Here is a 22,452-nt window from a genome sequence, read left to right as displayed (position 1 = left end):
GTGCGGACCGAGCCCTATTGTCGGTGGCGATGAATTCCGCACCGTTAGCGCTCGCCGCTGCGATCGCCCTGGTCGTCGGGCTCGTCACCGTCGGCCGATGGTTGCTTGTTAACGACAGTGCTGCGGATCGTCTGGTCAACCTCGCCTTGTCGTGGGAGACCGGTGCGCTCCTCGTTTACATAGTGGTCGCCGCGTGCAGTAGGCCCGATCTCGGACAACGTCTGTTCATTGGCGTCGGTGCACTGGTTATGACGAATTGCCTGGGATTCGCGCGCCTGCTCGACGGAGCCGACCCGCGGGCGGTGTGGGAACGTCAGCGCAGATACGACCGCGTTGGGGCCGCGCTGGGTGTGGCGGCCCTGCTGTGCGCCGCTGCCGAGGAGTTCGGTCTGCACCTGCAGCGATTCATCGATTGGGAGCCGATTCTCTGGGCTACCGGCCAAGTAGTCGGTATCTGGATCGGACTGTTATTCCTGCGGGTTTGTCTGCGTGAACTGAGCGGTTTCACGTCCGCCAGGGAAAAACTCACGTACCTGATGTTGCTTCTGCTCGGCTTCAACGCTTGTGCAACCGGGCTCCTCACCTTCGTGCGTCTCGCTTCCGGCACCCCGCCCGTGGAGCAGGGAACCGTGACCGCCGTTGCCGCGTTCATTTCGGTCGGGTTGCTCGCCATCCTGGTGGGGACGCCACTGTTCGAGGCTTTGCTGGTGCGCGCGAACCTTGATTTGGAAGGTCGGCAGTGCCGTCGCTTGCAGCCGCTGTGGCGTGATCTCACCGCGGCCGTCCCCGAGGTCGTGTTGCCTGCCGACCGACCACGTCGCTCAGCCTCCCGGTTGTATCGGATGACCGTCGAAATCCAGGACGCACTACTGCATTTGAAGCAGTTCACGCCGGATTCCGGTGCCGTCGAAGACGTCAGCGCCTACGCGCTGCACATCGCCAAGGCCATCCATCTGCGGCAGCAAGGTACCCCGATCCTCAACCCAGCCACCAGCATTCACCTCCCGGCCCACGATCGAGCGACCGAACTACGCAACCTCCTCGCCCTCTCCCGTGCATGGCCGCGCGCTCGCGCCGTCGCGGCGAGTCGCGTCACCGCATCGCAAGGGTGAGTGCGGGTTTCAGTTTGGCCAGGAGGTAGGGGGCGGACAGTGCTGTCGGCTGTTGGAGGGCGGCGAGTTCTTCGGTGGTGAGGAGGACGACGGATCCTTTACGGGTCGCGGGGAGTTCTGTGTAACCGGGGAGGGTGGGGTAAGTGTCGGCGAGTCCGGGGGAGTAACCGAGGAGTAGGACGTCGGCGGAGAGTTCGTGGATCTGGTTCGGTGGGAGCGACATTCGGCCCTTGGCGGCGAGGGGGTCAGGAAGGCGCAGGCCGAGCCGGGGGAGGGTGCCGCCGAAGTCGTCGTTCGGGCCTGCCAGCACGAGGAGTTGAGTGTCGCTTGTCAGCCAACCGGTGCAGAAGGTGGCGTCGTGTCGCCTCGATACAGCGGCGATGTCGGCAAGGGCCTTGTCGAATTCGGTGACGAGTTTGTCGGCGGTTCGTTGCTTGCCGAGTATCCGGCCGAGCGTGGGTAGCTGCTCCTGCCAGCTTCCGGTCAGTCCCGCGACTGTCGGTGCGATGTCGGCCAGATCGTCGTAGTTCTTCCGATCGGCGTACATGCCGTCGAGCAGGATCAGGTCGGGTTGCCGGGCCGCGACCTGCGCAACTACGTTTCCTGCCGGATCGATCAGGCTCGGCGGCTCGAGTTTCGGCAGCCACGGCGGCGCGGTGCCAGGCAGCGGAGCGAATGCGCCGATCGGGGTCACCGCGAGCGCCAGGGTGTTCGCTGTCCACTGCTCGCCGAGGGTGACAACTTTTTTCGGCAGTCTGTCGATTGTGGTGGTGCCCATCGTGTGCTGCACCGTGATGGGTTCGTAGCGATCTGCCACATCCCTGGCCGGCGAGGTGCAGGTAGCGGCGACGTACACCAGCACGCCGATGCTCACCACCAGCGTCGCGACGCGGGCACCGGACCACACAGTCGACCCTCCTCGATGAGGAATAGGGGGTCAGCCTATGCCGAACCGCCCTATGCGAGCGGCGGCACGCAGATATCCGCGATGGCCGTGGTATCCGACGTGGCGCTCTTTCGGAAATGGTTGCCTCGAAAGGGGCTTTGGCAGAGATCGGGCAGTCAGTGCGTATCGCACGGTTTATGCCTGCTCTCTGTCCTGTTGCCAGACTTGACGGCTCGAGGCGGTCGGCTAGGCTGAGCCGCATCCTTCGGTCGTGGTATGGAGTTGCCGCGATCATCTGACAGGGAAATTCGGAGGGGGCTGGGGGATGCAAGTCAATCCCGATGAGCTGCGCGCACTTGCCGCGTCGATGGATCAAATCGGTGCGCAGATGAATGCGTTGACGGTGACCGCGAAAACCTCCGAAGCCGGTGCGGCGCTACCGGGTACGGCGATCGGCACCCAGGTCGTCAACGCAGGCGAGTATGCCGAGGCGGTCTGGAAGCAAATGGCGACGCGGTGTAAACGCGTCTCCAATATCGCCAAGGGTGGCGCAACCAATTACGAAGTCAGCGACGAGGATTTCCGGAGCGGTCTCGCGGCAATGGATGGTGGACAGTGAAAAGCGGCACCCCAACCCTGTCGCAGGTGCGCGACTCGTGGAAACCATGGCAGCTCGGCGAAGCAGGCGAGGAGATGAAACTCCGCAACACCGAGTTCGTCACCTACCTCGAGGCAATGGGCACCCAGATCCGCGACGCGGGCACCCATTGGAGCGGCGACGCCTACTGGTCGGCCTATGACCGAATCGCGGGTGATCGGGACGTCGGGAAGTCGGTGTCCAACGAAATCGGCGACCTGGCAACCGCATTGGTGACCGCGGGCAGCGACCTGACCAGCTACCGGCAGGTGGTGCTCGACAAGGTCTCCGCCGCAACCGAGGCCGGGTTCACGGTCAGCGACGACTGGAAAGTCACTGCGGCCGAAGGAAGTTCGGGCGGCGACGAGGACGCGTTCACCCATCAAACGGCCATCACCACCGCGTTGAACCAGCTGCTGGATATCCAGACCCAGTCGGAAACCGCGATCCAAACCGCGGCTTCCGAGGTGCAGACCCAGGGCGAGCGCATCGGCACCGGTGATCCGATCGACGGGACCAGCGACGATTCGCAGAGCTTGCTGCAAGGACAACCGAAGAGCACCGCGGCGACCGAGGAAAAGCCTACGGAGACCACGCAGCAGAACACTGTGCCCGCGGCAACCCAGGTCAGTGAGACGCAGCAGACCGGCGAGCAGAGTAAGCAAACGGGCGAACAGACCAAGCAGACCGGTGAGCAGACTCAGCAGACTGGCGAGCAGAGTAAGCAGACCGGCGAACAGACCAAACAGACTGGCGAGCAAACCAAACAGACTGGCGAGCAGACCAAGCAGACCGGCGAACAAACCAAACAGACTGGTGAACAGACCCAGCCGGCAGAGGAAACCACCACCAATACCGACAAAGGTACTGCCGGCGTATGGCGCCCCGGCGATATCTCGGATCTGGTCTCCGCAGCCAGCAAGATCACCGGGACGGTGCCCAACCTGATCACGTCGCTCACCGGCCTCGACGATGACCTCGATGACATCATCAAAGCAGGCGGCGAAGCGGTCAAGACCGGTGCCGACGGGATAACGAGCGTGGTCAGCGCGGTCGACAAAGCCGTCGATTCGGTTCCGGGTGCTACGCCGGTCGACCAAGCGGCAACCGGTGACCCGTCAGCGGCGAAGCCCGCCGGGGAACCGTCGGCCGAGAAGCCCGCTGGGGAACCGTCGGCTGAGAAACAACCGGCTGGAGATCAACCGACGCAGAAACCGCAGACCGGCGAGCAATCGGCGGAAAAGCCGCCCACGGGAGACCAGTCGGCGCACAAGCCGCCCACCGGAGACCATTCCGCTGAGAAGCCACCCACCGGCGATCAGCCTGCGGCAAAGCATCCCGCCGAGGGAACACAAGCCTCGTCCGTCACCGCGCCGACAGACACCGCACCCACCGGTCCTCAGCTATCGACAATCAGCAACCCCGGCACACCCAACAGCGGCCTGATGGGCGCAATGCCAGCCCAGCAGCGCTCCGAATCCGATTCCGAACACACTCGCCGCGTGGACGTTTCCGCCGCACAGATCAGCGAAACTCAGGAAGCCTGACAGGCGAACGGTCCGGTGGCACCTCCACCACCGGACCGACCGCGGGCGATCAGAACGTGACGCGCTGATCCTGTGCCATGAACAACTTGTCGGTCTCCTTGACCCCGAAGGTGTCGTAGAACTCGGGGAGGTTGCGCACCACCTGATTGCACCGGAACTCCGCAGGGGAGTGGGTATCGGTGGCGAGGTAACGCACCGTCAGCGCGGTGGTCTGCTTTTCCCGCCAGCTGCGCGCCCACGAAAGGAACATCGTCCGGTAGTCGGGATTGTCTATGCCGCGCCGCTTTTCGGACCTCCGGAACGCCGCCAATGTGATCTGCAGCCCGCGGAGATCGGCGAGGTTCTCGCCGACGGTGAGTTCGCCGTTGATGTGCTGGTTCGGCTCGAGCCCCTCGGGCACCAGCACGTTGTACTGCTCGATGAGCTGCTTGGTTTTGGCGTCGAAGGCCGCCCGGTCCTCAGCGGTCCACCAGTCGCGGCGGTTGCCGTCACCGTCGTATTTCGAGCCCTGGTCGTCGAATCCGTGCCCGATCTCGTGGCCGATGGTCGCGCCGACCGCGCCGAAATTGACGGCGGGTTCGGCGTCCTTGTCGAAGAACGGCGCCTGCAGGTATGCGGCGGGGAACACGATCTGATTGGTCGTCGCCTGGTAGTACGCGTTGACCGTCTGCGGCGACATGCTCCACTCGGTCTTGTCGACCGGGCCGCCGAGCCGGGCGAAGGCGCGCTTGACCTCGAATTCGTTGATGGCGAGCAGTGATTCGATCAGCTTGCCCTTGGTGATCTTCAGCTTCGAGTAGTCGACCCACTTGTCCGGGTAGCCGATCTTGGGGTCGATCTTGTCGAGTTTCGCGATGGACGCGGTTCTGGTCGCCGGCGACATCCAGGACGAGTTGGTGAAGTTCTCGCGGTAGGCGGCGAGCACATCGTCGAGCATTTCCTTCGCGCGCTGCTTGGCTTCAGGCGGAAAGTACCTGTCCACGTAGACTTTTCCGAGTTGCTCGCCGAGCTTGTCGTCGACGATGCCGACGCCGTACTTCCAGCGCTCCGGTCGCTCCTCCTGACCGTTGAGCACCTTGCCCTTGAAGTCGAAGTTCGCGTCGTTGATGGCCTTCGGCAGGTACGGCGCGAACTCGCGGAGCACGCTCAGCTTCAAATAGTCGCGCCACGTGGCGATGTCGACTTCGGTCCACAGCTGGCCCGCCGCCGTGACGAAGGACGGCTGGCCGACCACCATCGTCTCGAACAGCTGCTTCGGCCGGTCGGTGTTGCCCGCCAGCCACGGGTCCCAGTCGAATCCCGGTGCGAGAGCGGTCATATCGGCCCACTTGTACACGTTGTACGTGGCGTCGGCGTCGCGGTTGCGTACGTTGTCCCAGTGCGCGGGGGCGATGCGCTTCTCCAGGTCGAACACCCGCTGCGCCAGGCCCGCCGGATCGGGGAGACCGGCGCCCGCCGCGATGCGTTCGAGGAACACCCGGTACTGCGCGAGCGTCTCGGCGTGCTCCGGTTTCCGGTAGTACTGCTCGCCGAGTCCGAGCCCGGACTGGCCGATCGAGGGAATGTAGGCGTTCGAGTTCTTCCGATCGACGCCGATGCCGAGGCCGATCAGTCCGCCGATCGGCAACTCGGCCATCACCTTTGCCAGGTCGGCCTTGGTGGTGGCGGCGTCGACCTTGGCGAACAGCGGAGCCAACGGGGTCATCCCGAGTCGTTCGATCTCGTCCCAGTCGACCCTGGCGTCGTACAGATCCCGGATCTGCTGCTCCTCGGAGCCGTCCTTCGGATCCTTGATGCTCTCGACGATTTCGCGCAGCTGCTGCTGGGTGCGCTCGAAGGCCTCGCTGGTCGAGCCGAAGGAGACCTTGTCCGGCGGTAGCTGGTACTCGCGCAGCCACGTCCCGTTGACGTGCCGATACAGATCGTCCTGCGGCCGGATCGCCTGGTCGGCGCCGCCGAGATCGACTCCGGTCAGCTTCTTCGCCGTGTCAGTGTCGTTCGAGCAGGAAGCCAGCGCCGCGGCGGCGGGGACAAGGCCGAGCGCGATCAGGAAGGCACGACGGTCCAGCCGTCCGAGACGTGTCACGAGGATTCCTCTCTCGATGCGACTGCGCCGCATCCTCGTCGAGCAGAGTTTGTTCGCCCGAGGCTACCCGTTCGCGCTGATCAGAGCGTGACGCGTTGGTCGGTGGCGAGGAAGAGCCGGTCGCCGTCCTTGACGCCGAACGTCGAGTAGAAATCGGCGATGTTGCGAACCACCTGGTTGGCGCGAAACTGGTTCGGCGCGTGCGGATCCCTGGCCAGCTGCAGCTCCTGGATCTGGATGGTCGAGCGCTCCCGCCAGATCCTGGCCCAGGAAAAGAACACGGCCTGCAGGTCGGGTTGTTTGCCGTCGCGTTCGGCGGCGGCGCGGTAGGCGGCCAGGGAGATCTGGAGTCCGCGCAGGTCGGCCAGGTTCTCGCCGACGGTGAGCGCGCCGTTCACGTGCTTGCTCGGGTCGAGACCCTCGGGTACCAGCGCGTCGTACTGGGCGATCAGCTGTTTCGTTTTCGCCTCGAACGCGGCGTTGTCCTCGGGTGTCCACCAGTCGCGGCGGTTGCCGTCACCGTCGTATTTCGAGCCCTGGTCGTCGAATCCGTGGCCGATCTCGTGGCCGATGACCGCGCCGATGCCGCCGAAGTTGACCGCATCGACGGCGTCCGCGTCGAAGAACGGCGCCTGCAGGATGGCGGCGGGGAAGGTGATCTGGTTGGCGGTCGGGTCGTACATGGCGTTCACCGTCTGCGGCGGGAAACCCCATTCGGTCCGGTCCACCGGCGTGCCGAGCTTGCCGAAGGCGCGCTTGTTCTCGAAAGTGCGGGTCGCGCGCAGGGATTCGATCAGTTTGCCCTTGGTGATCGTGACGCCGGAGTAGTCGATCCAGTGGTCCGGATAGCCGATCTTGGCGACGATCTTGTCGAGCTTGGCGATGGCGGCCGTCCTGGTCGGCGGCGACATCCAGGCCGAGTTGGTGAAGTCTTGCCGGTACGCGGCCATCAGGTCGGCGACCAACGCCTGCGCGCGCTCCTTCGCCTGCCGCGGAAAGTGTTTGGCCACATAGAGTTTGCCGAACGGTTCGCCGAGCGCCTGGTCGATCGTCGCTAGCCCGTCGCGCCACGGCTCCTCGCGCTGGTCGCGACCCTGCAACGTCTTGTCGACGAAGTCGAACGCGGCGTCCGCGATGGCTTTGGGTAGGTAGGGCGCGAATTCCTTGACCACGGCGACGCGCAGGTACTCGCGCCACTGGGCGATGTCGACCTCCGCCCACAGCTGACCCGCTGCGGTGACGAACGAGGGCTGCCGGACCACGACCTTGTCGAAGAGCTGCTTGGGCCGTTCGGTGTTGCCCGCGAGCCACGGGTCCCAGTCGAATTGCGGTGCGAGACCGGTCAGTTCGGCCCAGCCGAGCAGGTTGTAGGTGGTGTCGGGGTCGCGGTCGCGGACGTTGTCCCAGTATCCGGCGGCGATCCTGGTCTCCAGGCCGAGCACTCGCTGCGCGGTGCCCGCCGGATCGGGAATGCCTGCACCGGTGGCGATCCGCTCCAGATAGGTCCGGTAGGCCGCGCGCTGCTTCTCGTATTCGGGCAGACGGTAGTACTGCTCACCGAGGTTCGGGTCGATGCCGGACTGGCTGATGGTGGCGATGTACCTGTCCGAGTGCTGCTGGTCGACGACGACGCCGATCCCGATGAGACCGCCGATCGGCAGTGCGCCCATCACACGGGCCAGCTCCGCTTTGGTCGAGGCGCCGTCGATCGCGGCGAACAGATCGGCGAGCGGCGTCATCGCCAGGCGCTCGATCTGATCGCGATCGAGGCGCGCGTCGTACAGATCGCGCACCTGCTGCTCGGTGGAGCCGGGCCGCGGATCCTTGATCCCCTCGACGATGCCGCGCAACTGCTGCTGAGTGCGGTCGTTGGCTTCGGTGAAGGACCCGTACGACGACTTGTCCGGTGGCAGTCGATAGTCCCGCAGCCACGCGCCGTTGATATGCCGATAGAGGTCGTCCTGCGGTCGGATCGCCGGGTCCGCACCGGCCATGTCGACACCGGTGAGCTGGATGTTCGATCCTGCTGAGTCCTGCGCGCAGGAGGCGAGGGCCGCGACGGCGGGTATGGCGCCGATGGCGAGCAGGAAGGCGCGTCGATCGAGGCGGGTCTGGCGAGCGGACGAGCTCAAGGGCTTCCCCTTTTCGGTGCGGTCGAACAGGGCGGGTGACATCTCCTTTTGATCTTGCTCAGTTCGAGAGTAGCGACGCGAAAAGACTCACCCACTGGTCTGCCGCACCCCGATTTGGGAACGACCTGCGGATTCGCCTACACTAGACCGGTTGCCTGCGGGAGCTATGCCCGCAATCCGGCAGCGAACCCCCAGTGGTTGGGTCGCGAGATCCGTCGAAACCGCTGGCAGGCGCGCGTCCGGAGGGCAGCGGACCATGCCCGTCGGGTCGGCAATCCGGCGTGCGTATACATCCAGGTCAAGGAGGCTGAAGTGATTCAGCAGGAGTCGCGACTGCGCGTCGCCGACAACACGGGTGCGAAGGAAATTCTCTGCATCCGCGTTCTCGGTGGTTCGTCACGTCGCTATGCCGGCATCGGCGACATCATCGTCGCCACCGTCAAGGACGCGGTCCCCGGCGGCAACGTCAAGAAGGGCGAGGTCGTCAAGGCGGTCATCGTGCGCACCGTCAAGGAGCGCCGCCGTCCGGACGGTTCCTACATCAAGTTCGATGAGAACGCCGCCGTGCTCATCAAGGCGGACAACGATCCGCGTGGCACCCGCATCTTCGGCCCGGTCGGCCGTGAGCTGCGTGAGAAGAAGTTCATGAAGATTGTTTCGCTGGCCCCGGAGGTGCTCTGACATGAAGGTGCACAAGGGCGACACCGTGCTCGTCATCTCGGGTAAGGACAAGGGCGCCAAGGGCAAGGTCATTCAGGCCTACCCGGACCGCAACCGCATCCTGGTCGAGGGCGTGAACCGGATCAAGAAGCACGTCGCGAACTCCGCCAACCAGCGTGGCGCCTCCTCGGGCGGCATCGTGACCCAGGAAGCTCCCATCCACGTGTCCAACGTGATGGTCGTCGACTCCGACGGCAAGCCGACCCGCGTCGGCTACCGGACGGACGAGGAGAGCGGCAAGCGGGTCCGGATCTCCCGTAACAACGGGAAGGACATCTGACATGACGACTACAGAGAACAAGGTTCAGCCTCGGCTGAAGGAGCGCTACCGCGCCGAGATCAAGGACGCGCTGAACAGCGAGTTCAACTACGACAACGTGATGCAGATCCCCGGCGTCGTCAAGGTTGTCGTCAACATGGGTGTCGGTGACGCCGCCCGCGACGCCAAGCTGATCAACGGCGCCGTCAAGGACCTCGAGCTGATCACCGGTCAGAAGCCCGAGATCCGCAAGGCCACCAAGTCGATCGCGCAGTTCAAGCTGCGCGAGGGCATGCCCATCGGTGCGAAGGTCACCCTGCGTGGCGATCGCATGTGGGAGTTCCTCGACCGCCTGGTCTCCATCGCACTGCCGCGTATCCGCGACTTCCGCGGCCTGTCGCCGAAGCAGTTCGACGGCAACGGCAACTACACGTTCGGCCTCAGCGAGCAGTCGATGTTCCACGAGATCGACGTGGACTCCATCGACCGCCCGCGCGGTATGGACATCACCGTGGTGACCACGGCCACCAACAACGAAGAAGGCCGCGCGCTGCTCAAGCACCTCGGCTTCCCGTTCAAGGAGAACTGAGCACATGGCCAAGAAAGCACTGGTCAACAAGGCCAACGCCAAGCCGAAGTTCGCGGTCCGCGCCTACACCCGCTGCCAGCGGTGCGGTCGTCCGCACGCCGTCTACCGCAAGTTCGGCCTCTGCCGCGTGTGCCTGCGCGAAATGGCGCACCGCGGTGAGCTCCCGGGTGTGCACAAGAGCTCCTGGTGAGCTTGCGCTCCTCGTGAGCGCACCCAACTGAACACCGCACGAAGGCACGGACTCGCACCGAGTCCGTGCCTTCGTGCGTCTCCAGCATCTGGACGGGTGATCACCGGGAACTGGTGGCGGTAAATCGCCCGAGAGGCTCCCGCCACCAGTTCCCACTCGGGGTTCTTCGATCGTGCGATGTCGAGCCTGCGTGGAACCAGAGCGGCGTCCGGTGCGTCATAGTAGGGACGGCGGAGGCTGCGACCGAGGAGGTTGTTGACTATGGGAGACCTTGCGGTTGATCCCGAGGAAGTCACAGCGTTGGGCCGTCTGGCGTACCAGATAGCCGAAGAGTGCAAGTCGGGGTACGCGTCGCTGGTCACCGACACAAAGGTCACCATCGAGGGCTGGGCTGGGAACAACGCAGGCGCTTTCACTGCGGCCTGGGACGAGTTCCACGAGGGCGCAGACCAGGTGTGGGATGCGTTGTTCGAGCTGGCCGAGAAGTTGGGGGTGACTGCGGACACTTTGCGTGCATCCGATCAGTCTCGTGCTTCTGGGATCAGCTCTTTGGATCTGCCGTGACGTGGGGAGGGCTCTGATGACCGCCGATACACCAGCATTCTCGGTCGATCTCGACAAGCTGGAGCAGTTGGCTGCTCGGATGCGCGGGTACAAGGCGGCGGTTGCCGATCGGCTGGCCGAGCTCGAGGCGAAAGCCAAAGAGGTCGAAGGTGTTTGGGTCGGTGCGGCGGCGGTGGCCTACAGCGAGGCGCACCGCGAGTGGGCCGCCGGGGTCACCGATATGCAGGACGGGCTCGCGGCGCTGGAAGACGCGCTGAAGAAAGCGCACGAAAGCTACACCAACGCCGCATCTCAGACCCAGCGGATCCTCGGCATATGAGCGCGAAGCTGGAGGTAGATCCCAAGGTCTATTACCAGGCCGCCACCAACTGCTTCGATGCCGCCGTCGCACTGAACGACAGCTTCAAATACGTCTTCGGTGAACTCAACAGCTGCGGGCGGATGGCCGGTTGCGACGAGGACGGCCGCGCATGGGCCGCCTCCTACGACGAGTCGGCGCGCGAAGCCGTCGCCTTCTTCGGCGAGACCTACTCGACCCTGCGCGCCTACGGCACCGCCCTCAACGACCTCGGCTTCGAACACGCCAAATCCGATGCGGCACTGAAGGGAACGACACAGCCGGAACGGCCGAAAGACCCGGACTCCACGGTGACTTTCGGCCCCTACGCGTTGCCCGCCTCCGCCGCAGGCGGTACTCCCCAGGGCTTGGCGCAGACCGCAGTCGACGTACTCGACGCAATCAATTGCCCACTCCCGGACGGCAATACCGACACACTCGCCAAAGCAGCCGACGCCTGGGACCGCCTCGGCACGATCTACCAGAACACCAACGCCAAAGACAAAATCACCATCGCCGCCAGCCTCTTCGACGAAGTGACCTCCAAGGACGCGACCCAGGTCCGCGAAGACCTGAAGACCATCGAAACCTCCATCGCCGAACTCCTCAACACCTGCAACCAGATCAGCAAGTCCTGCCTGGACTACAAGGGCGCGATCGAAGAACTCCGCAACGAAATCAAAGGCTTCATCGAATCCATCATCACCGAAGCCGCCATCAACGTAGCCGTCACCGTCATCGCCACCTGCCTCACCGGCGTCGGCGGTGTGATCGCCGGCGCCAAAGCCGTTGAATCCGCCCGCCGCTGGGCCGTGAAAATCAAAGCCGCAGTGACCGCTTGGCGGGCCCGAAAGGCGTTGCAGCTCAAGGGGCTCGCCGGTGACGTGAAGGCCGCGATGGCAAAGGCCAAACAGGCCATCAAGGACCTCCGGGAGCGGTTGGGAGGCAAGGACCAGCCGGACACCCCAACAGGAAGGCCGAAGGTCGACGAAAACGCTGGTGTCAAGTTTGAGGATCCTCGTAGGCCACAACTGGGCAATGATGGAAAGTATCACGTCAAAGAGGGCGACACAGAAGTGCAGATTGATCAACCCGGTGATCTTTCCCGTACGATCACCGATATCGACGAGATAAAAGACGGGGTGCTGTGGGAACATAAATCTGCTACAAATGCTAGTGATATCGACAAATGGGTTGAAAAGCAAGTAACTAAGAAGCTTGATTCGTATGTCGACGCCCGGCAATACGTTGCTGGTTATGAAAACTCTCCGATAGGTCTGAAGTTCACCAACCCTGGCGCAGATCCGGCCTTCCGATCTGCCGTTGAAAAGGCGGTCACCGATATGCGTGCCAAGTATCCAGATGCGCGGATTTTGGTAGAGTGGGCGCAATGAGCTACATCTTTGATATCAATGATGAGACGGTCTGGAGTCCGTCGCTGCGAGTGGGCGACCTATACGTCCGGATGCTAAAGGATGTCGGAACGGTGCTTGGTGCGGAGACCGGCCTCAGTGCGGTTTCGTCTGATATGTGGGACATTGACATCGACGCGTTTGGGGATCTTGTAAGCCTGATGCATAAAACATACTTCGGAAGTGGGAATCAGCTTTTCAGGCTTTTGATCGAAGGTGTCCTGGCGCCATCGATCGTGATCCTGGAGCGTGGTGGTAAGAAAATTCACCCCGAAACTACCGAAGAGCGAGAGTTTCACGATAGGGCGCACGCGCTGTCCATGGCGCGATGAGCTTAGATTCGGCATGAGCTCGGCGCAGGCGGCTGGGAGATCAAATTGGCCGTAGGAATGATTTCCCTTGAGTGCCTACCATGAAATGTTTCTGAGGACTGCGCAACCTGCGTCAGCTGATGCACAGGTAGGTCAATCGGCCTTGGCAGATGCTGGTGGCCAGCGAGATTGCGTAGCAAGTGAGGCTGGTAGTCGATGGCTAAGGAAATTGCGGGAAAGGTGTTCCAGTCGTGTGAGGAGGCGGGGCTGGAGCCGTTGAGCGTGGAAGAGCTGGAGCGAGCGCGGGAGATGTTCGCGGAAGCTGCTGCTGCGCGTGCTGGGGTGCGCCCTGAGGATATGAGGCCTGCCTCGCCGAAATTCTACGATGACACCAGTGGCACTGAGTTCGAGGAGTGGTGAAGCTGGCATGAATCGCCGGAAGCGAATCCTGGCGTAGCCCAGCGAGATTCGGGTGTGCGATCGGCCAGTTATCCGGTCAGGGCGGCGAAGTTGGTCTCACCGAGAACGACGCGCTCGCGTCGCACATCGCTGTGGCATCGATCTGGGATTTGCTCCGTCTGCTGTTCCAGGACGACATGGTCCAGGGCCCAGGCGGGCTGCGCGTCCCGGTGCGGTGTTGGGCGCGGTTGATAGTGCTGGCGCCCTGCCGGTTTGGGGCGGGGCGCCGGGCGTTAGTTCTGGTGACCGAGCAGTTCCAGGGAGCGTCGGTGGGCGCTGAGCGCGAGGGCGGATTCCCTTGCTGCGTCGGAGCCACCCTGTTCGGCGAGGTAGGTGTGGAGGTTGGCTTTGGCCTCGTACCAGGCGGCGCGCTCGACGCGGTCAGCCTTGGCGGTGGGGCGGTTCAGAGCCAGAGCGGTCATTTCGACCAGGACGTTCACCCGGGATCCCTTCTCGACAATGTTGCATACGATCCGGTCGGTACACCGTCACCTGCGCTCGAAGCGTTACGCCAGTCGGGAGTACCCCACGAAGTATGTGCCGCCCAGGCTCCCGCGCAATAGAGGTCACGTGACGTTCGCTGAGGTGTCCTCTAGAGGTTGCTGGTCACGGCCCTGTGGACCTGGTGGGATGCAGACAACCCGCGTATAGGCGCATTGCGGTGCTGTTGCATCCAATGTGCTGCGGAATTGCCACTCGGTCCTTGCGTGTGCATCCCACAGAACCTGGACGGATGATCACCGGGTACTGGTGGCGGCAAATCGCGAGAAGCCACCTGCACCAGTACCCTCTCGGCGCTCGAACATGTACGCGATGCGGGTGCGACCACCGGCCGGCGGCTGTCGACGCGCGTGCCGGGCGGGCGGCTGGTGAACCGAGCGGCGGACGAGCGCGGGGTCCGGACGAGCGCGGGACCCGGATTTGGGTCCGAGCTGGGGGTTGTCTACACTAGACCGGTTGCTCGGGCACCTCTGTGTCCGCATGTCTTGGCGCAGTGACTGCGCCCACATGTGGGACGGCCCGAGTACCGAGAACTCTCACGAGAACTCAATCCGGTCGACAAGTGTCGGCCGGACCGCCGAATTGCTATAGGCCCACGGTTGACGTGCTGTTGAAGCGCGTCGGCGTTGTATGGGAACCGTAGCGAGAAAGGTGTCAAGGTCGAACCATGACCATGACTGATCCGATCGCAGACTTCCTGACGCGTCTGCGCAACGCCAACTCGGCGTACCACGATCAGGTGAAGGCTCCGCACTCGAAGCTCAAGGCGAACATCGCCGAGATCCTGAAGCGCGAGGGCTACATCGCCGACTACCGGACCGAAGACGCGACCGTTGGCAAGGCCCTCGTCGTCGATCTGAAGTACGGCCCGAGCCGTGAGCGCAGCCTGCAGGGCCTGCGTCGCGTCTCGAAGCCGGGTCTGCGTGTGTACGCGAAGTCCACCAACCTGCCCAAGGTCCTGGGCGGCCTCGGCGTGGCGATCATCTCCACGTCGACCGGTCTGCTCACCGATCGCCAGGCGGCCAAGCAAGGTGTAGGCGGGGAAGTCCTCGCCTACGTCTGGTAAGGGGAGGTAGGACAAATGTCGCGTATTGGCAAGAAGCCCATCGCAATTCCGGCCGGTGTCGAGGTGACCATCGAGGGCCAGCAGGTCTCGGTGAAGGGGCCGAAGGGCACCCTGTCGCACACGGTCGCCGAGCCGATCACCATCGCCAAGGGCGAGGACGGTCAGCTCGAGGTTGTTCGCCCGAACGACGAGCGCCAGAACCGCTCGCTGCACGGCCTGACCCGCACCCTGGTCGCCAACATGATCGAAGGCGTCACCAAGGGCTACGAGAAGAAGATGGAAATCTTCGGCGTCGGTTACCGCGTGCAGGCCAAGGGTTCGAACCTCGAGTTCGCGCTCGGCTACAGCCACCCGGTGCCGATCGAGGCGCCCGCTGGCATCACCTTCGCGGTGGAATCGCCCACCAAGTTCTCTGTGTCCGGTATCGACAAGCAGGCGGTCGGTCAGATCTCCGCCGTCATTCACGGACTGCGTAAGCCCGACCCGTACAAGGGCAAGGGCATCCGCTACGCCGGCGAGGTCGTTCGCCGCAAGGTCGGAAAGACGGGTAAGTGATCATGGCGCAAACCGAAAACCAGATCGCCAAGCGCAAGCCGCGCGGCAAGGACGCGTCCACGACGCGTCGGCTGTCGAAGACCCGCCGTCACTTCCGTCTCCGCAAGAAGGTCGAAGGCACCACCGAGCGTCCGCGCCTGGTGGTCAACCGCTCTTCGCGGCACCTGCACGCGCAGCTGGTGGACGACTCGGTCGGCAAGACCATCGCTGCCGCGTCCTCCATCGAGGCGGACGTGCGTGCGCTGGACGGCGACAAGTCGGCCAAGAGCAAGAAGGTCGGCGAACTGCTGGCCGAGCGTGCCAAGGCCGCAGGCATCGAGACTGTCGTGTTCGACCGTGGTGGCCACGACTACCACGGCCGGATCGCGGCGCTCGCCGATGCCGCTCGGGAAGCGGGGTTGAAGTTCTGATGACCGCAGCTGGATACATTGCAGGCGGAGCCTGTGCGAATGAAGGGAACGTCTGATGCCGGGACGTCAACGGCGTGACGGCGGCAACGGACCCGCCGGACAGAATGGTGCCGCCGGTGGCGGCGACAACCGCGACAACCGTGGCGGTGGCCGCGATCGTCGTGGCGGTGGCGACAACCGTCGCGACAACGCCGCAGAGAAGAACCAGCTCGAGCGCGTCGTCGCGATCAACCGCGTCTCCAAGGTCGTGAAGGGTGGTCGTCGCTTCAGCTTCACCGCCCTCGTGATCGTCGGTGACGGCAACGGTCTGGTCGGCGTCGGCTACGGCAAGGCCAAGGAAGTTCCCGCGGCCATCCAGAAGGGTGTCGAGGAGGCTCGCAAGAGCTTCTTCCGCGTCCCGATGATCGGCAGCACCATCGTCCACCCGGTTCAGGGTGAGGCGGCGGCCGGTGTCGTCATGCTGCGCCCGGCCTCGCCGGGTACCGGTGTGATCGCCGGTGGTGCGGCTCGTGCCGTGCTGGAATGCGCTGGCATCCATGACATCCTGGCGAAGTCGCTCGGTAGCGACAACGCCATCAACGTCGTGCACGCGACGGTCGCCGCGCTCAAGCAGCTGCAGCGCCCGGAAGAGGTTGCGGCTCGCCGTGGTCTCTCGCTCGAAGACGTTGCCCCTGCGGGCATGCTGCGTGCGCGCGCCCAGGCTGTGGGAGGTGCCAGGTAATGGCAGATCTCAAGGTGACCCAGATCAAGAGCACGATCGGTGCGAAGCAGAACCAGCGTGACAGCATGCGCACGCTGGGGCTCCGCAAGATCCGGCAGACCGTGGTTCGCGAGGACACCCCGCAGAACCGTGGCCTGATCAACGTCGTGCGCCACCTCGTGACAGTTGAGGAGGTCTGACATGACCATCAAGTTGCATCACCTGCGCCCTGCGCCCGGTAGCAAGACCGAGAAGACTCGGGTCGGCCGTGGTGAGGGTTCCAAGGGTAAGACCGCGGGCCGTGGTACCAAGGGCACCAAGGCACGCAAGAACGTTCCGGCCGCCTTCGAGGGTGGGCAGATGCCGCTGCACATGCGGCTGCCCAAGCTCAAGGGCTTCACGAACCGGTTCCGTACGGAATACCAGGTCGTGAATGTCGGCGCTATCGCCAAGCTGTTCCCCGAGGGCGGCGAGATCGGCAAGGCCGAGCTCGTTGCGGCCGGCGCGGTTCGCAAGAACCAGCTGGTGAAGGTCCTCGGCGACGGTGAGATCGGTGTCGCGGTCCAGGTGACCGTCGACAAGGTCACCGGCGCAGCGAAGGAAAAGATCACCGCGGCCGGTGGCACCGTCACCGAGCTGGGCTGACGGTACTCTGAACATCAGTGGCACCGGATGAGTGAAGGCTCGTCCGGTGCCACTGTTAGAGTTCCATTGTTGTCTAGCCAAGCCTCGTCATGGTTTTCAGCGTCCCCCTGTGCCGAATCAGGGAAACTGGACATTGCTGAAATATCCATGTCCTGACCATGTCGTTCGCCAGGAGGATCTGTGCTTTCCGCCTTCGTATCGGCCTTCCGGACTCCGGACTTACGGCGGAAGATTCTCTTCACGCTGGGGTTGATCGCGCTGTACCGTCTGGGTGCCGCGCTGCCGTCCCCCGGTGTCGATTACCAGGCCGTCCAAGACTGCATCAAAGAGGTGTCCGGCGGTGAGTCCGGCGGCATCTACCAGCTGATCAACCTGTTCTCAGGTGGTGCGCTGCTGCAGCTCTCGGTGTTCGCGATCGGCATCATGCCGTACATCACGGCGAGCATCATCATCCAGTTGCTGACCGTCGTCATCCCGCGGTTCGAGGAACTGCGCAAGGAAGGCCAATCCGGCCAGACCAAGATGACGCAGTACACCAGGTACTTGTCGATCGCTCTCGCGATCCTGCAGGCCACCGGTCTTGTCGCGCTTGCCTCGCGCGGTCAGCTGCTGCAGGGCTGCAAGAACCAGGACAAGATCCTCGCCGACAACGGCATCTTCGCGATGATCATCATCGTGCTGGTGATGACCGCCGGTGCGGCCCTTGTCATGTGGTTCGGCGAGCAGGTCACCGAGCGTGGTGTCGGCAACGGTATGTCGCTGCTCATCTTCGCCGGTATCGCCGCGCGTATCCCGACCGAGGGCAAGTCCATCCTGGACAGCCGCGGCGGCATCGTGTTCGCCCTGGTGTGTGTCGCGGCCTTCGCGATCATCACCGCCGTTGTCTTCGTCGAGCAGGGCCAGCGCCGCATCCCGGTGCAGTACGCCAAACGCGTGGTCGGCCGCAAGATGTACGGTGGCTCCTCGACCTACCTGCCGCTGAAGGTCAACCAGGCCGGTGTCATCCCGGTGATCTTCGCGTCCTCGCTGCTGTACCTGCCGAACCTGATTTCGCAGCTCACCTCCTCGCGGACCAATCCGAACCAGAGTTGGTGGCAGGAGATCATTTCGAAGTACCTGGTGAACCCGGGCAACCCGGTCTACATCGCGATCTACTTCGGCATGATCGTGTTCTTCACCTACTTCTACGTCGCGATCACCTTCAACCCGGAGGAACGCGCGGATGAGATGAAGAAGTTCGGTGGCTTCATTCCGGGCTACCGCCCCGGTAAGCCCACCGCCGATTACCTGAACTATGTCCTGAGCCGCATCACCCTCCCCGGCTCGATCTACCTCGGTCTCGTAGCTGTTCTGCCGAATCTGTTCCTCGACATCGGCGCTTCCGGCGGTGGCCAGAACCTCCCGTTCGGTGGCACCGCGGTGCTCATCATGGTGAGCGTCGGCCTCGACACGGTGAAGCAGATCGAAAGCCAGCTGATGAATCGTAATTACGAAGGGTTCCTCAAGTGAGAGTTGTACTGCTCGGTCCGCCGGGTGCAGGCAAGGGCACCCAGGCTGTGCTGCTGTCGGAGAAGCTCGGCGTTCCGCACATCTCCACCGGGGATCTGTTTCGTGCGAACATCAGCCAGCAGACGCTGCTCGGCCGCGAAGCGCAGAAGTACATGGACGCAGGCGATCTCGTGCCGAGCGATGTCACCAACCGCATGGTCGAGGCCAGGGTCGCCGAGCCCGATGCCGTGAACGGCTTTGTCCTGGACGGCTACCCGCGCACGGTCGATCAGGCCGACGCGTTGGAGCGGATCCTCAAGGACATGGACACCAAGCTCGACGCGGTGTTGTGTTTCGTGGTGGCCGAGGACACGGTGGTCGAGCGGATGCTCGCCCGTGGTCGCGACGACGACAACGAAGGTGTGATTCGCAACCGGCTCCGGGTGTACCGCGAGGAGACCGAGCCGCTGCTGGATCACTACGACGGCCTTGTCGTCTCGGTGGACGGTATCGGCGAGGTCGACGAGGTCAACGCGCGCGCACTGCGCGCGCTGGGCCACTGATGCCCCACTTGACGGAGCGCTGAGGCCGAATGGTCTTCAATCGGAAGAAGAAGGTCGTGCCGTTCCGCACGGCGGGCGAGCTCGACGCGATGGCGGCGGCGGGCGCGATTGTCGGTCGCGCCCTCGTCGCGGTGCGCGCGGCCGCCAAGCCGGGTGTGTCGACGCTCGAGCTCGACGAGGTCGCCGAGCAGCTCATCCGGGATGCGGGCGCGGTGCCGTCCTTCAAGGGCTACCACGGTTTTCCCGGTTCGATCTGTGCGTCGGTGAATGACCGTGTGGTGCACGGTATTCCGACCGCCGCCGAGATCTTGACCGAAGGCGACCTGGTTTCCATCGACTGCGGCGCCATTCTCGAAGGCTGGCACGGTGATTCGGCGTGGACGTTCGGCGTCGGCAACATCATCGACGCCGACCGGCTGCTGAGCGAGGCCACCAAACTGTCGATGGAGGCGGGTATCGCGGCCATGCTGCCCGGTAACCGGCTCTCCGACGTCTCGCACGCCATCGAGCTCGGCACCCGTGCGGCGGAGAAGGAGCACGGTCGCGCCTACGGCATCGTCGACGGTTACGGCGGTCACGCCATCGGCCGCGAGATGCACCTCGATCCGTTCCTCGCCAACGAGGGCGACCCTGGCAAGGGGCCGAAGCTCGTGGTGGGATCGGTCCTCGCGATCGAGCCGATGCTGACCCTTGGCACGACTCAGACGCAGGTGCTCGAGGACGACTGGACGGTCGTCACCATCGACGGAACCCGCGCCGCCCACTGGGAGCACACGGTCGCCGTCACCGAGGACGGACCCCGCATCCTCACCCTGCGCCCGGAGTAGTTCCCACGCAGGCGATCCCACCTGTTCCGTGCGACGTTTCGTACGGAACACCTTCGTGTCCAACACCTTTGGTTGGAGCATCGGCGTGCGTGGAGGTTCCCGTATGGTGCGTCTTCGTACAGACGACGCACCAGCCCGGAAGGCACCTTTGCCTGGAAGGTGTAGCGGCACAACGTTGTCCGCAACACTGTGGTCCCGCGACGCGCGTGGCGAGGAGTCGATACGCACCGACGCCTGCGAAGTGTCCCTCCGCTGGACGATCTCGCCTCGGTGATTCTCCGGCACGGTTTGTTGCCGGTGTGAATCATGGACGATACCCAGCCGCATCGCTGGATCGGTGTCGTCGTTCCTTGCGCCCGCTGCGCCTGACCGTGACATTCGCGCTGACTCTGTGATCAGCGTATGTCCGGGCATGAGCAGCGGGCGCGAGTAGGCAACTACTCGAATCTGCTTGGCGCACCACGCGGTTCGCGACCGAGGTGCCCTCGGCTCGATAGCGGGGTGCGCCAGGAAAAGCGGCGCTGGCGTGCGAGTTCGGTGGCGGGCAGGTACCGGCGGATCAGGCCGTCCGCAGTCGGGTGCGTAACACCAAAGTCATCAGGGGCAGGTCGAATTCGCCCTCCGTGGTCTCCGGCCTGCTGCGCAGATACTCGGTGATGCGCCGGAGCACCTCGGCCCGCTGATGCTCGGACACCACCAGCGTGTGCGAGTGCGTGCCGATGGTCGCCGCCAACGATTCGGCGGTGCGCCGCTGTACGTGCGGGAACTCGGACCGCTCGAAGGTCTCGAACAACGGGTGCGCGGGCAGCCGCGCCTCGCCGGGTTCCGGCGGCGGTGTCGACGCCACCGAGCGGGCAACCTCGGCCAGTCCGGCGACCCAGTCGACCCGCATGTCGTCGGTGTTCCACAGTGCGGCGAAGCGCCCGCCGCGCCGCAGCACCCGCGCGAACTCGGGGAAGGCGCGATCCTGGTCGAACCAGTGGAAGGCCTGCCCGGCCACGATCGCGTCCACCGTCCCATCCGCCAGCGGAATCGCTTCCGCCGCACCCTCGTACGCGCGCACGCCGGGCAGTCGTCGCATCAACTCGATGCGCATCCTGTCGTCGGGTTCGACCGCGATCACGGTGGCGCCTGCGGCGAGCAGCCCCTCTGTGAGCTTTCCGGTGCCCGCGCCGAGGTCGAGTACCACCGGCGCGGGCGCGGCCGGGAGAATGGATTCCAGCGCCCATTGGATGGCCGCCGTCGGATAGTCCGGTCTGTGCTCGGCGTAGGCGGTGGCATGAGCGCCGAAGGAGCTGGCCCGCCGGGCACGTAGGGCACGTTTGTCCGCATCTCGATTCGTCGTATTGCCCACACGCCCACCCTAGATCCGAGCTACCGCCCCGCGTGCGAAATTACGATGCGCCGGGGAGTCGCCGCACGCCCGCACACACCTCCGCGGCCAGATCGTCGTAGCCGACGGCCAGTTCCGCGAGGCGCTGCCACGCATCCCACAGGTCCCACTCCGAGTTGCTCGCCAATGCCGCGTAGGCATTGGCGGTGAACTGCGCGAGGCGGTCGATCACCGCGCCGACGGTTTCGGTGTGCACATGCGCGGCGCCGTGCGCAGGCGGCAACTGGACGGTGATCCAGCGGTCGATGTCACGCACCAGACTCGCACGCAGAGCGTCGATCTCGTCGAGTTCCTCGCGCCGGGCGCACAGCCTGCGCTCGTGCAGGGTGGTCAGCTCGTGCGCGCACCGCAGCAGCGGGTTGCCCGCCGGATGCTCACCTCGGCATGCTTGCAGCACTTGATGTTTCGCGGGCAGTTGACTCGTCGTCATCGCAGCCCTGCGTTGCGGCACACCCGCACGGTGTCCACGATGGCAACGCCGGAGGGACGAAAGGTGTTCTGCGGCGGCACTATCCACTCGCGTAGGCCCGCATGCACGTCGGCAGGGGACGGCAAGGCGATCTCCCCGCCGATCGGCACGATCGACACATTGAGCCGGAACAGCTCGGCGAAGAGCCGCACATCGTCGGGTAGATCGGGGCGGATCAAGTAGGTCCAACGCTTCGATCGGACGTGAGAGATGATCGGGCCCAATGGATTTCGGTGGTGTATCAAATCGTCGTGGACCTGCTGACCCAGCGCGGCGGGCATCGTGATCGCGCCGACGAATCCGGCGCGGACGATGATCCGGCCGATCGCCGGATGGAATCCGGCGGGGAGGTCACAGGTGTGGCGGTAATAGGCGCATCGGGCGGCTGGGGTTTCCGCCAACGCCACTTGGTCCATGGGGAGCCTCGACTAGCATCGTGTGTCTGGTGAAGCCGCCCGAACCGATAGTCTCGGGTGCTCAGCGTGACCCACGACACCGTTCGAACGCGATCTCAGTAGAGCACCCGGTGGACCGGCAGCGCCGGTTGCGTTCAATTAGTTCTCGAGAAGTTCGTTTCAGTGCCGGTTAACGAAA

The 22,452-nt window shown here is 64.3% G+C and carries 28 protein-coding genes; 21 read left to right on the top strand and 7 right to left on the bottom strand.

Annotated elements, in window-relative coordinates:
- Positions 1 to 29 precede the first annotated feature (29 nt).
- The gene (locus ACGFNJ_RS23330; protein ID WP_393451759.1) at positions 30 to 1,112 is read left to right on the top strand and encodes an MAB_1171c family putative transporter; all 1,083 of its coding nucleotides are present in this window, start codon (positions 30 to 32) and stop codon (positions 1,110 to 1,112) included.
- On the opposite strand, the gene ACGFNJ_RS23325 is transcribed toward ACGFNJ_RS23330, so the two are convergent.
- Positions 1,093 to 2,019 carry an ABC transporter substrate-binding protein gene (locus ACGFNJ_RS23325; protein WP_393451756.1) on the bottom strand — a complete coding sequence of 309 codons (927 nt, stop codon included), beginning with the start codon at positions 2,017 to 2,019 and terminating at the stop codon, positions 1,093 to 1,095. The genes ACGFNJ_RS23330 and ACGFNJ_RS23325 overlap by 20 nt on opposite strands.
- A gap of 304 nt (positions 2,020 to 2,323) precedes the next feature.
- Between ACGFNJ_RS23325 and ACGFNJ_RS23320 the strand changes: the two genes are divergently transcribed.
- Together ACGFNJ_RS23320 and ACGFNJ_RS23315 are read left to right on the top strand one after the other, a co-directional pair.
- Positions 2,324 to 2,617, top strand: a complete 294-nt coding sequence (locus ACGFNJ_RS23320; protein WP_069161957.1) for a type VII secretion target — start codon at positions 2,324 to 2,326, stop codon at positions 2,615 to 2,617.
- 251 nt (positions 2,618 to 2,868) lie between these two features.
- Positions 2,869 to 4,182 carry a hypothetical protein gene (locus tag ACGFNJ_RS23315; protein WP_393451753.1) on the top strand — a complete coding sequence of 438 codons (1,314 nt, stop codon included), beginning with the start codon at positions 2,869 to 2,871 and terminating at the stop codon, positions 4,180 to 4,182.
- A gap of 49 nt (positions 4,183 to 4,231) precedes the next feature.
- Here the strand turns inward: ACGFNJ_RS23315 and ACGFNJ_RS23310 are convergent, their stop codons facing one another.
- Positions 4,232 to 6,301, bottom strand: a complete 2,070-nt coding sequence (locus ACGFNJ_RS23310) for a M13 family metallopeptidase (protein ID WP_393451750.1) — start codon at positions 6,299 to 6,301, stop codon at positions 4,232 to 4,234.
- 47 nt (positions 6,302 to 6,348) lie between these two features.
- The gene (locus ACGFNJ_RS23305; protein WP_393451747.1) at positions 6,349 to 8,400 is read right to left on the bottom strand and encodes a M13 family metallopeptidase; all 2,052 of its coding nucleotides are present in this window, start codon (positions 8,398 to 8,400) and stop codon (positions 6,349 to 6,351) included.
- Between the two features lie 312 nt (positions 8,401 to 8,712).
- On the opposite strand from ACGFNJ_RS23305, the gene rplN reads away from it, so the two are divergent.
- The 9 genes from rplN to ACGFNJ_RS23260 all read left to right on the top strand — a co-directional run bounded on the left by rplN (position 8,713) and on the right by ACGFNJ_RS23260 (position 13,202).
- Positions 8,713 to 9,081 (top strand): 50S ribosomal protein L14, encoded by a 369-nt coding sequence (gene rplN, locus ACGFNJ_RS23300; RefSeq protein WP_069161981.1) that lies wholly within the window; start codon positions 8,713 to 8,715, stop codon positions 9,079 to 9,081.
- Between the two features lies 1 nt (position 9,082).
- Complete coding sequence (rplX, locus tag ACGFNJ_RS23295; protein WP_393451744.1) at positions 9,083 to 9,400, top strand: 50S ribosomal protein L24; 318 nt, start codon at positions 9,083 to 9,085, stop codon at positions 9,398 to 9,400.
- A 1-nt stretch (position 9,401) separates the two neighbouring features.
- Positions 9,402 to 9,968 (top strand): 50S ribosomal protein L5, encoded by a 567-nt coding sequence (rplE, locus tag ACGFNJ_RS23290; protein WP_069161953.1) that lies wholly within the window; start codon positions 9,402 to 9,404, stop codon positions 9,966 to 9,968.
- Positions 9,969 to 9,972: 4 nt separating this feature from the next.
- The gene (locus ACGFNJ_RS23285; RefSeq protein WP_014981705.1) at positions 9,973 to 10,158 is read left to right on the top strand and encodes a type Z 30S ribosomal protein S14; all 186 of its coding nucleotides are present in this window, start codon (positions 9,973 to 9,975) and stop codon (positions 10,156 to 10,158) included.
- A 261-nt stretch (positions 10,159 to 10,419) separates the two neighbouring features.
- Positions 10,420 to 10,722, top strand: coding sequence for a WXG100 family type VII secretion target (locus tag ACGFNJ_RS23280; protein WP_393451740.1), 303 nt, complete (start codon positions 10,420 to 10,422; stop codon positions 10,720 to 10,722).
- A 16-nt stretch (positions 10,723 to 10,738) separates the two neighbouring features.
- Entirely contained in the window at positions 10,739 to 11,041 is a 303-nt protein-coding gene (locus ACGFNJ_RS23275) for a WXG100 family type VII secretion target (RefSeq protein ID WP_393451737.1), read from the top strand.
- Entirely contained in the window at positions 11,038 to 12,453 is a 1,416-nt protein-coding gene (locus ACGFNJ_RS23270) for a hypothetical protein (protein ID WP_393451734.1), read from the top strand. Before ACGFNJ_RS23275 ends, ACGFNJ_RS23270 begins: the two co-directional genes overlap by 4 nt.
- The gene (locus tag ACGFNJ_RS23265) at positions 12,450 to 12,803 is read left to right on the top strand and encodes a DUF6086 family protein (protein ID WP_393451731.1); all 354 of its coding nucleotides are present in this window, start codon (positions 12,450 to 12,452) and stop codon (positions 12,801 to 12,803) included. The genes ACGFNJ_RS23270 and ACGFNJ_RS23265 overlap by 4 nt, the downstream gene beginning before the upstream one ends.
- Before the next feature lie 195 nt (positions 12,804 to 12,998).
- A complete protein-coding gene (locus tag ACGFNJ_RS23260) occupies positions 12,999 to 13,202 on the top strand; it encodes a hypothetical protein (protein ID WP_393451728.1) in 204 nt (67 codons plus the stop codon).
- 272 nt (positions 13,203 to 13,474) lie between these two features.
- On the opposite strand, the gene ACGFNJ_RS23255 is transcribed toward ACGFNJ_RS23260, so the two are convergent.
- Positions 13,475 to 13,663 (bottom strand): hypothetical protein, encoded by a 189-nt coding sequence (locus ACGFNJ_RS23255; RefSeq protein WP_393451725.1) that lies wholly within the window; start codon positions 13,661 to 13,663, stop codon positions 13,475 to 13,477.
- 746 nt (positions 13,664 to 14,409) lie between these two features.
- Between ACGFNJ_RS23255 and rpsH the strand changes: the two genes are divergently transcribed.
- The 9 genes from rpsH to map all read left to right on the top strand — a co-directional run bounded on the left by rpsH (position 14,410) and on the right by map (position 19,996).
- Positions 14,410 to 14,808, top strand: coding sequence for a 30S ribosomal protein S8 (gene rpsH, locus ACGFNJ_RS23250; protein WP_069161946.1), 399 nt, complete (start codon positions 14,410 to 14,412; stop codon positions 14,806 to 14,808).
- A gap of 15 nt (positions 14,809 to 14,823) precedes the next feature.
- Positions 14,824 to 15,363 carry a 50S ribosomal protein L6 gene (gene rplF, locus ACGFNJ_RS23245; RefSeq protein ID WP_393451721.1) on the top strand — a complete coding sequence of 180 codons (540 nt, stop codon included), beginning with the start codon at positions 14,824 to 14,826 and terminating at the stop codon, positions 15,361 to 15,363.
- Positions 15,364 to 15,365: 2 nt separating this feature from the next.
- The gene (gene rplR, locus ACGFNJ_RS23240; RefSeq protein WP_069161944.1) at positions 15,366 to 15,773 is read left to right on the top strand and encodes a 50S ribosomal protein L18; all 408 of its coding nucleotides are present in this window, start codon (positions 15,366 to 15,368) and stop codon (positions 15,771 to 15,773) included.
- 55 nt (positions 15,774 to 15,828) lie between these two features.
- Positions 15,829 to 16,494: a 30S ribosomal protein S5 gene (gene rpsE, locus ACGFNJ_RS23235; RefSeq protein ID WP_393451718.1), complete on the top strand. Its 666-nt coding sequence runs from the start codon at positions 15,829 to 15,831 to the stop codon at positions 16,492 to 16,494.
- Positions 16,494 to 16,673 (top strand): 50S ribosomal protein L30, encoded by a 180-nt coding sequence (gene rpmD, locus ACGFNJ_RS23230; protein ID WP_014981721.1) that lies wholly within the window; start codon positions 16,494 to 16,496, stop codon positions 16,671 to 16,673. Before rpsE ends, rpmD begins: the two co-directional genes overlap by 1 nt.
- 1 nt (position 16,674) lies before the next feature.
- On the top strand, positions 16,675 to 17,118 hold the full coding sequence (rplO, locus tag ACGFNJ_RS23225; protein WP_069161942.1) for a 50S ribosomal protein L15: 444 nt from the start codon (positions 16,675 to 16,677) through the stop codon (positions 17,116 to 17,118).
- A 180-nt stretch (positions 17,119 to 17,298) separates the two neighbouring features.
- The gene (gene secY / locus ACGFNJ_RS23220; RefSeq protein ID WP_393451713.1) at positions 17,299 to 18,627 is read left to right on the top strand and encodes a preprotein translocase subunit SecY; all 1,329 of its coding nucleotides are present in this window, start codon (positions 17,299 to 17,301) and stop codon (positions 18,625 to 18,627) included.
- Positions 18,624 to 19,169 carry an adenylate kinase gene (locus ACGFNJ_RS23215; protein ID WP_069161940.1) on the top strand — a complete coding sequence of 182 codons (546 nt, stop codon included), beginning with the start codon at positions 18,624 to 18,626 and terminating at the stop codon, positions 19,167 to 19,169. Before secY ends, ACGFNJ_RS23215 begins: the two co-directional genes overlap by 4 nt.
- Positions 19,170 to 19,198: 29 nt before the next feature.
- Positions 19,199 to 19,996, top strand: a complete 798-nt coding sequence (gene map / locus ACGFNJ_RS23210) for a type I methionyl aminopeptidase (protein ID WP_393451709.1) — start codon at positions 19,199 to 19,201, stop codon at positions 19,994 to 19,996.
- Positions 19,997 to 20,555: 559 nt separating this feature from the next.
- Here map and ACGFNJ_RS23205 read toward each other — a convergent pair.
- Genes ACGFNJ_RS23205 through ACGFNJ_RS23195 form a run of 3 tightly spaced genes read right to left on the bottom strand, consistent with a single transcriptional unit; the run spans position 20,556 to position 22,274 of the window.
- Positions 20,556 to 21,350 (bottom strand): class I SAM-dependent methyltransferase, encoded by a 795-nt coding sequence (locus tag ACGFNJ_RS23205; RefSeq protein ID WP_393451706.1) that lies wholly within the window; start codon positions 21,348 to 21,350, stop codon positions 20,556 to 20,558.
- Between the two features lie 40 nt (positions 21,351 to 21,390).
- Positions 21,391 to 21,819, bottom strand: coding sequence for a DUF4254 domain-containing protein (locus tag ACGFNJ_RS23200; RefSeq protein ID WP_393451703.1), 429 nt, complete (start codon positions 21,817 to 21,819; stop codon positions 21,391 to 21,393).
- Positions 21,816 to 22,274 carry a DNA-directed RNA polymerase subunit beta gene (locus ACGFNJ_RS23195; RefSeq protein ID WP_393451700.1) on the bottom strand — a complete coding sequence of 153 codons (459 nt, stop codon included), beginning with the start codon at positions 22,272 to 22,274 and terminating at the stop codon, positions 21,816 to 21,818. The genes ACGFNJ_RS23200 and ACGFNJ_RS23195 overlap by 4 nt, the downstream gene beginning before the upstream one ends.
- Positions 22,275 to 22,452: the final 178 nt, after the last annotated feature.

This window comes from Nocardia sp. NPDC049149 (assembly GCF_043197455.1).
Lineage (GTDB): Bacteria > Actinomycetota > Actinomycetes > Mycobacteriales > Mycobacteriaceae > Nocardia.
The sequence above is the reverse complement of the archived record's forward strand: the minus strand, read 5'-3'. Positions and strand labels throughout refer to the sequence as shown.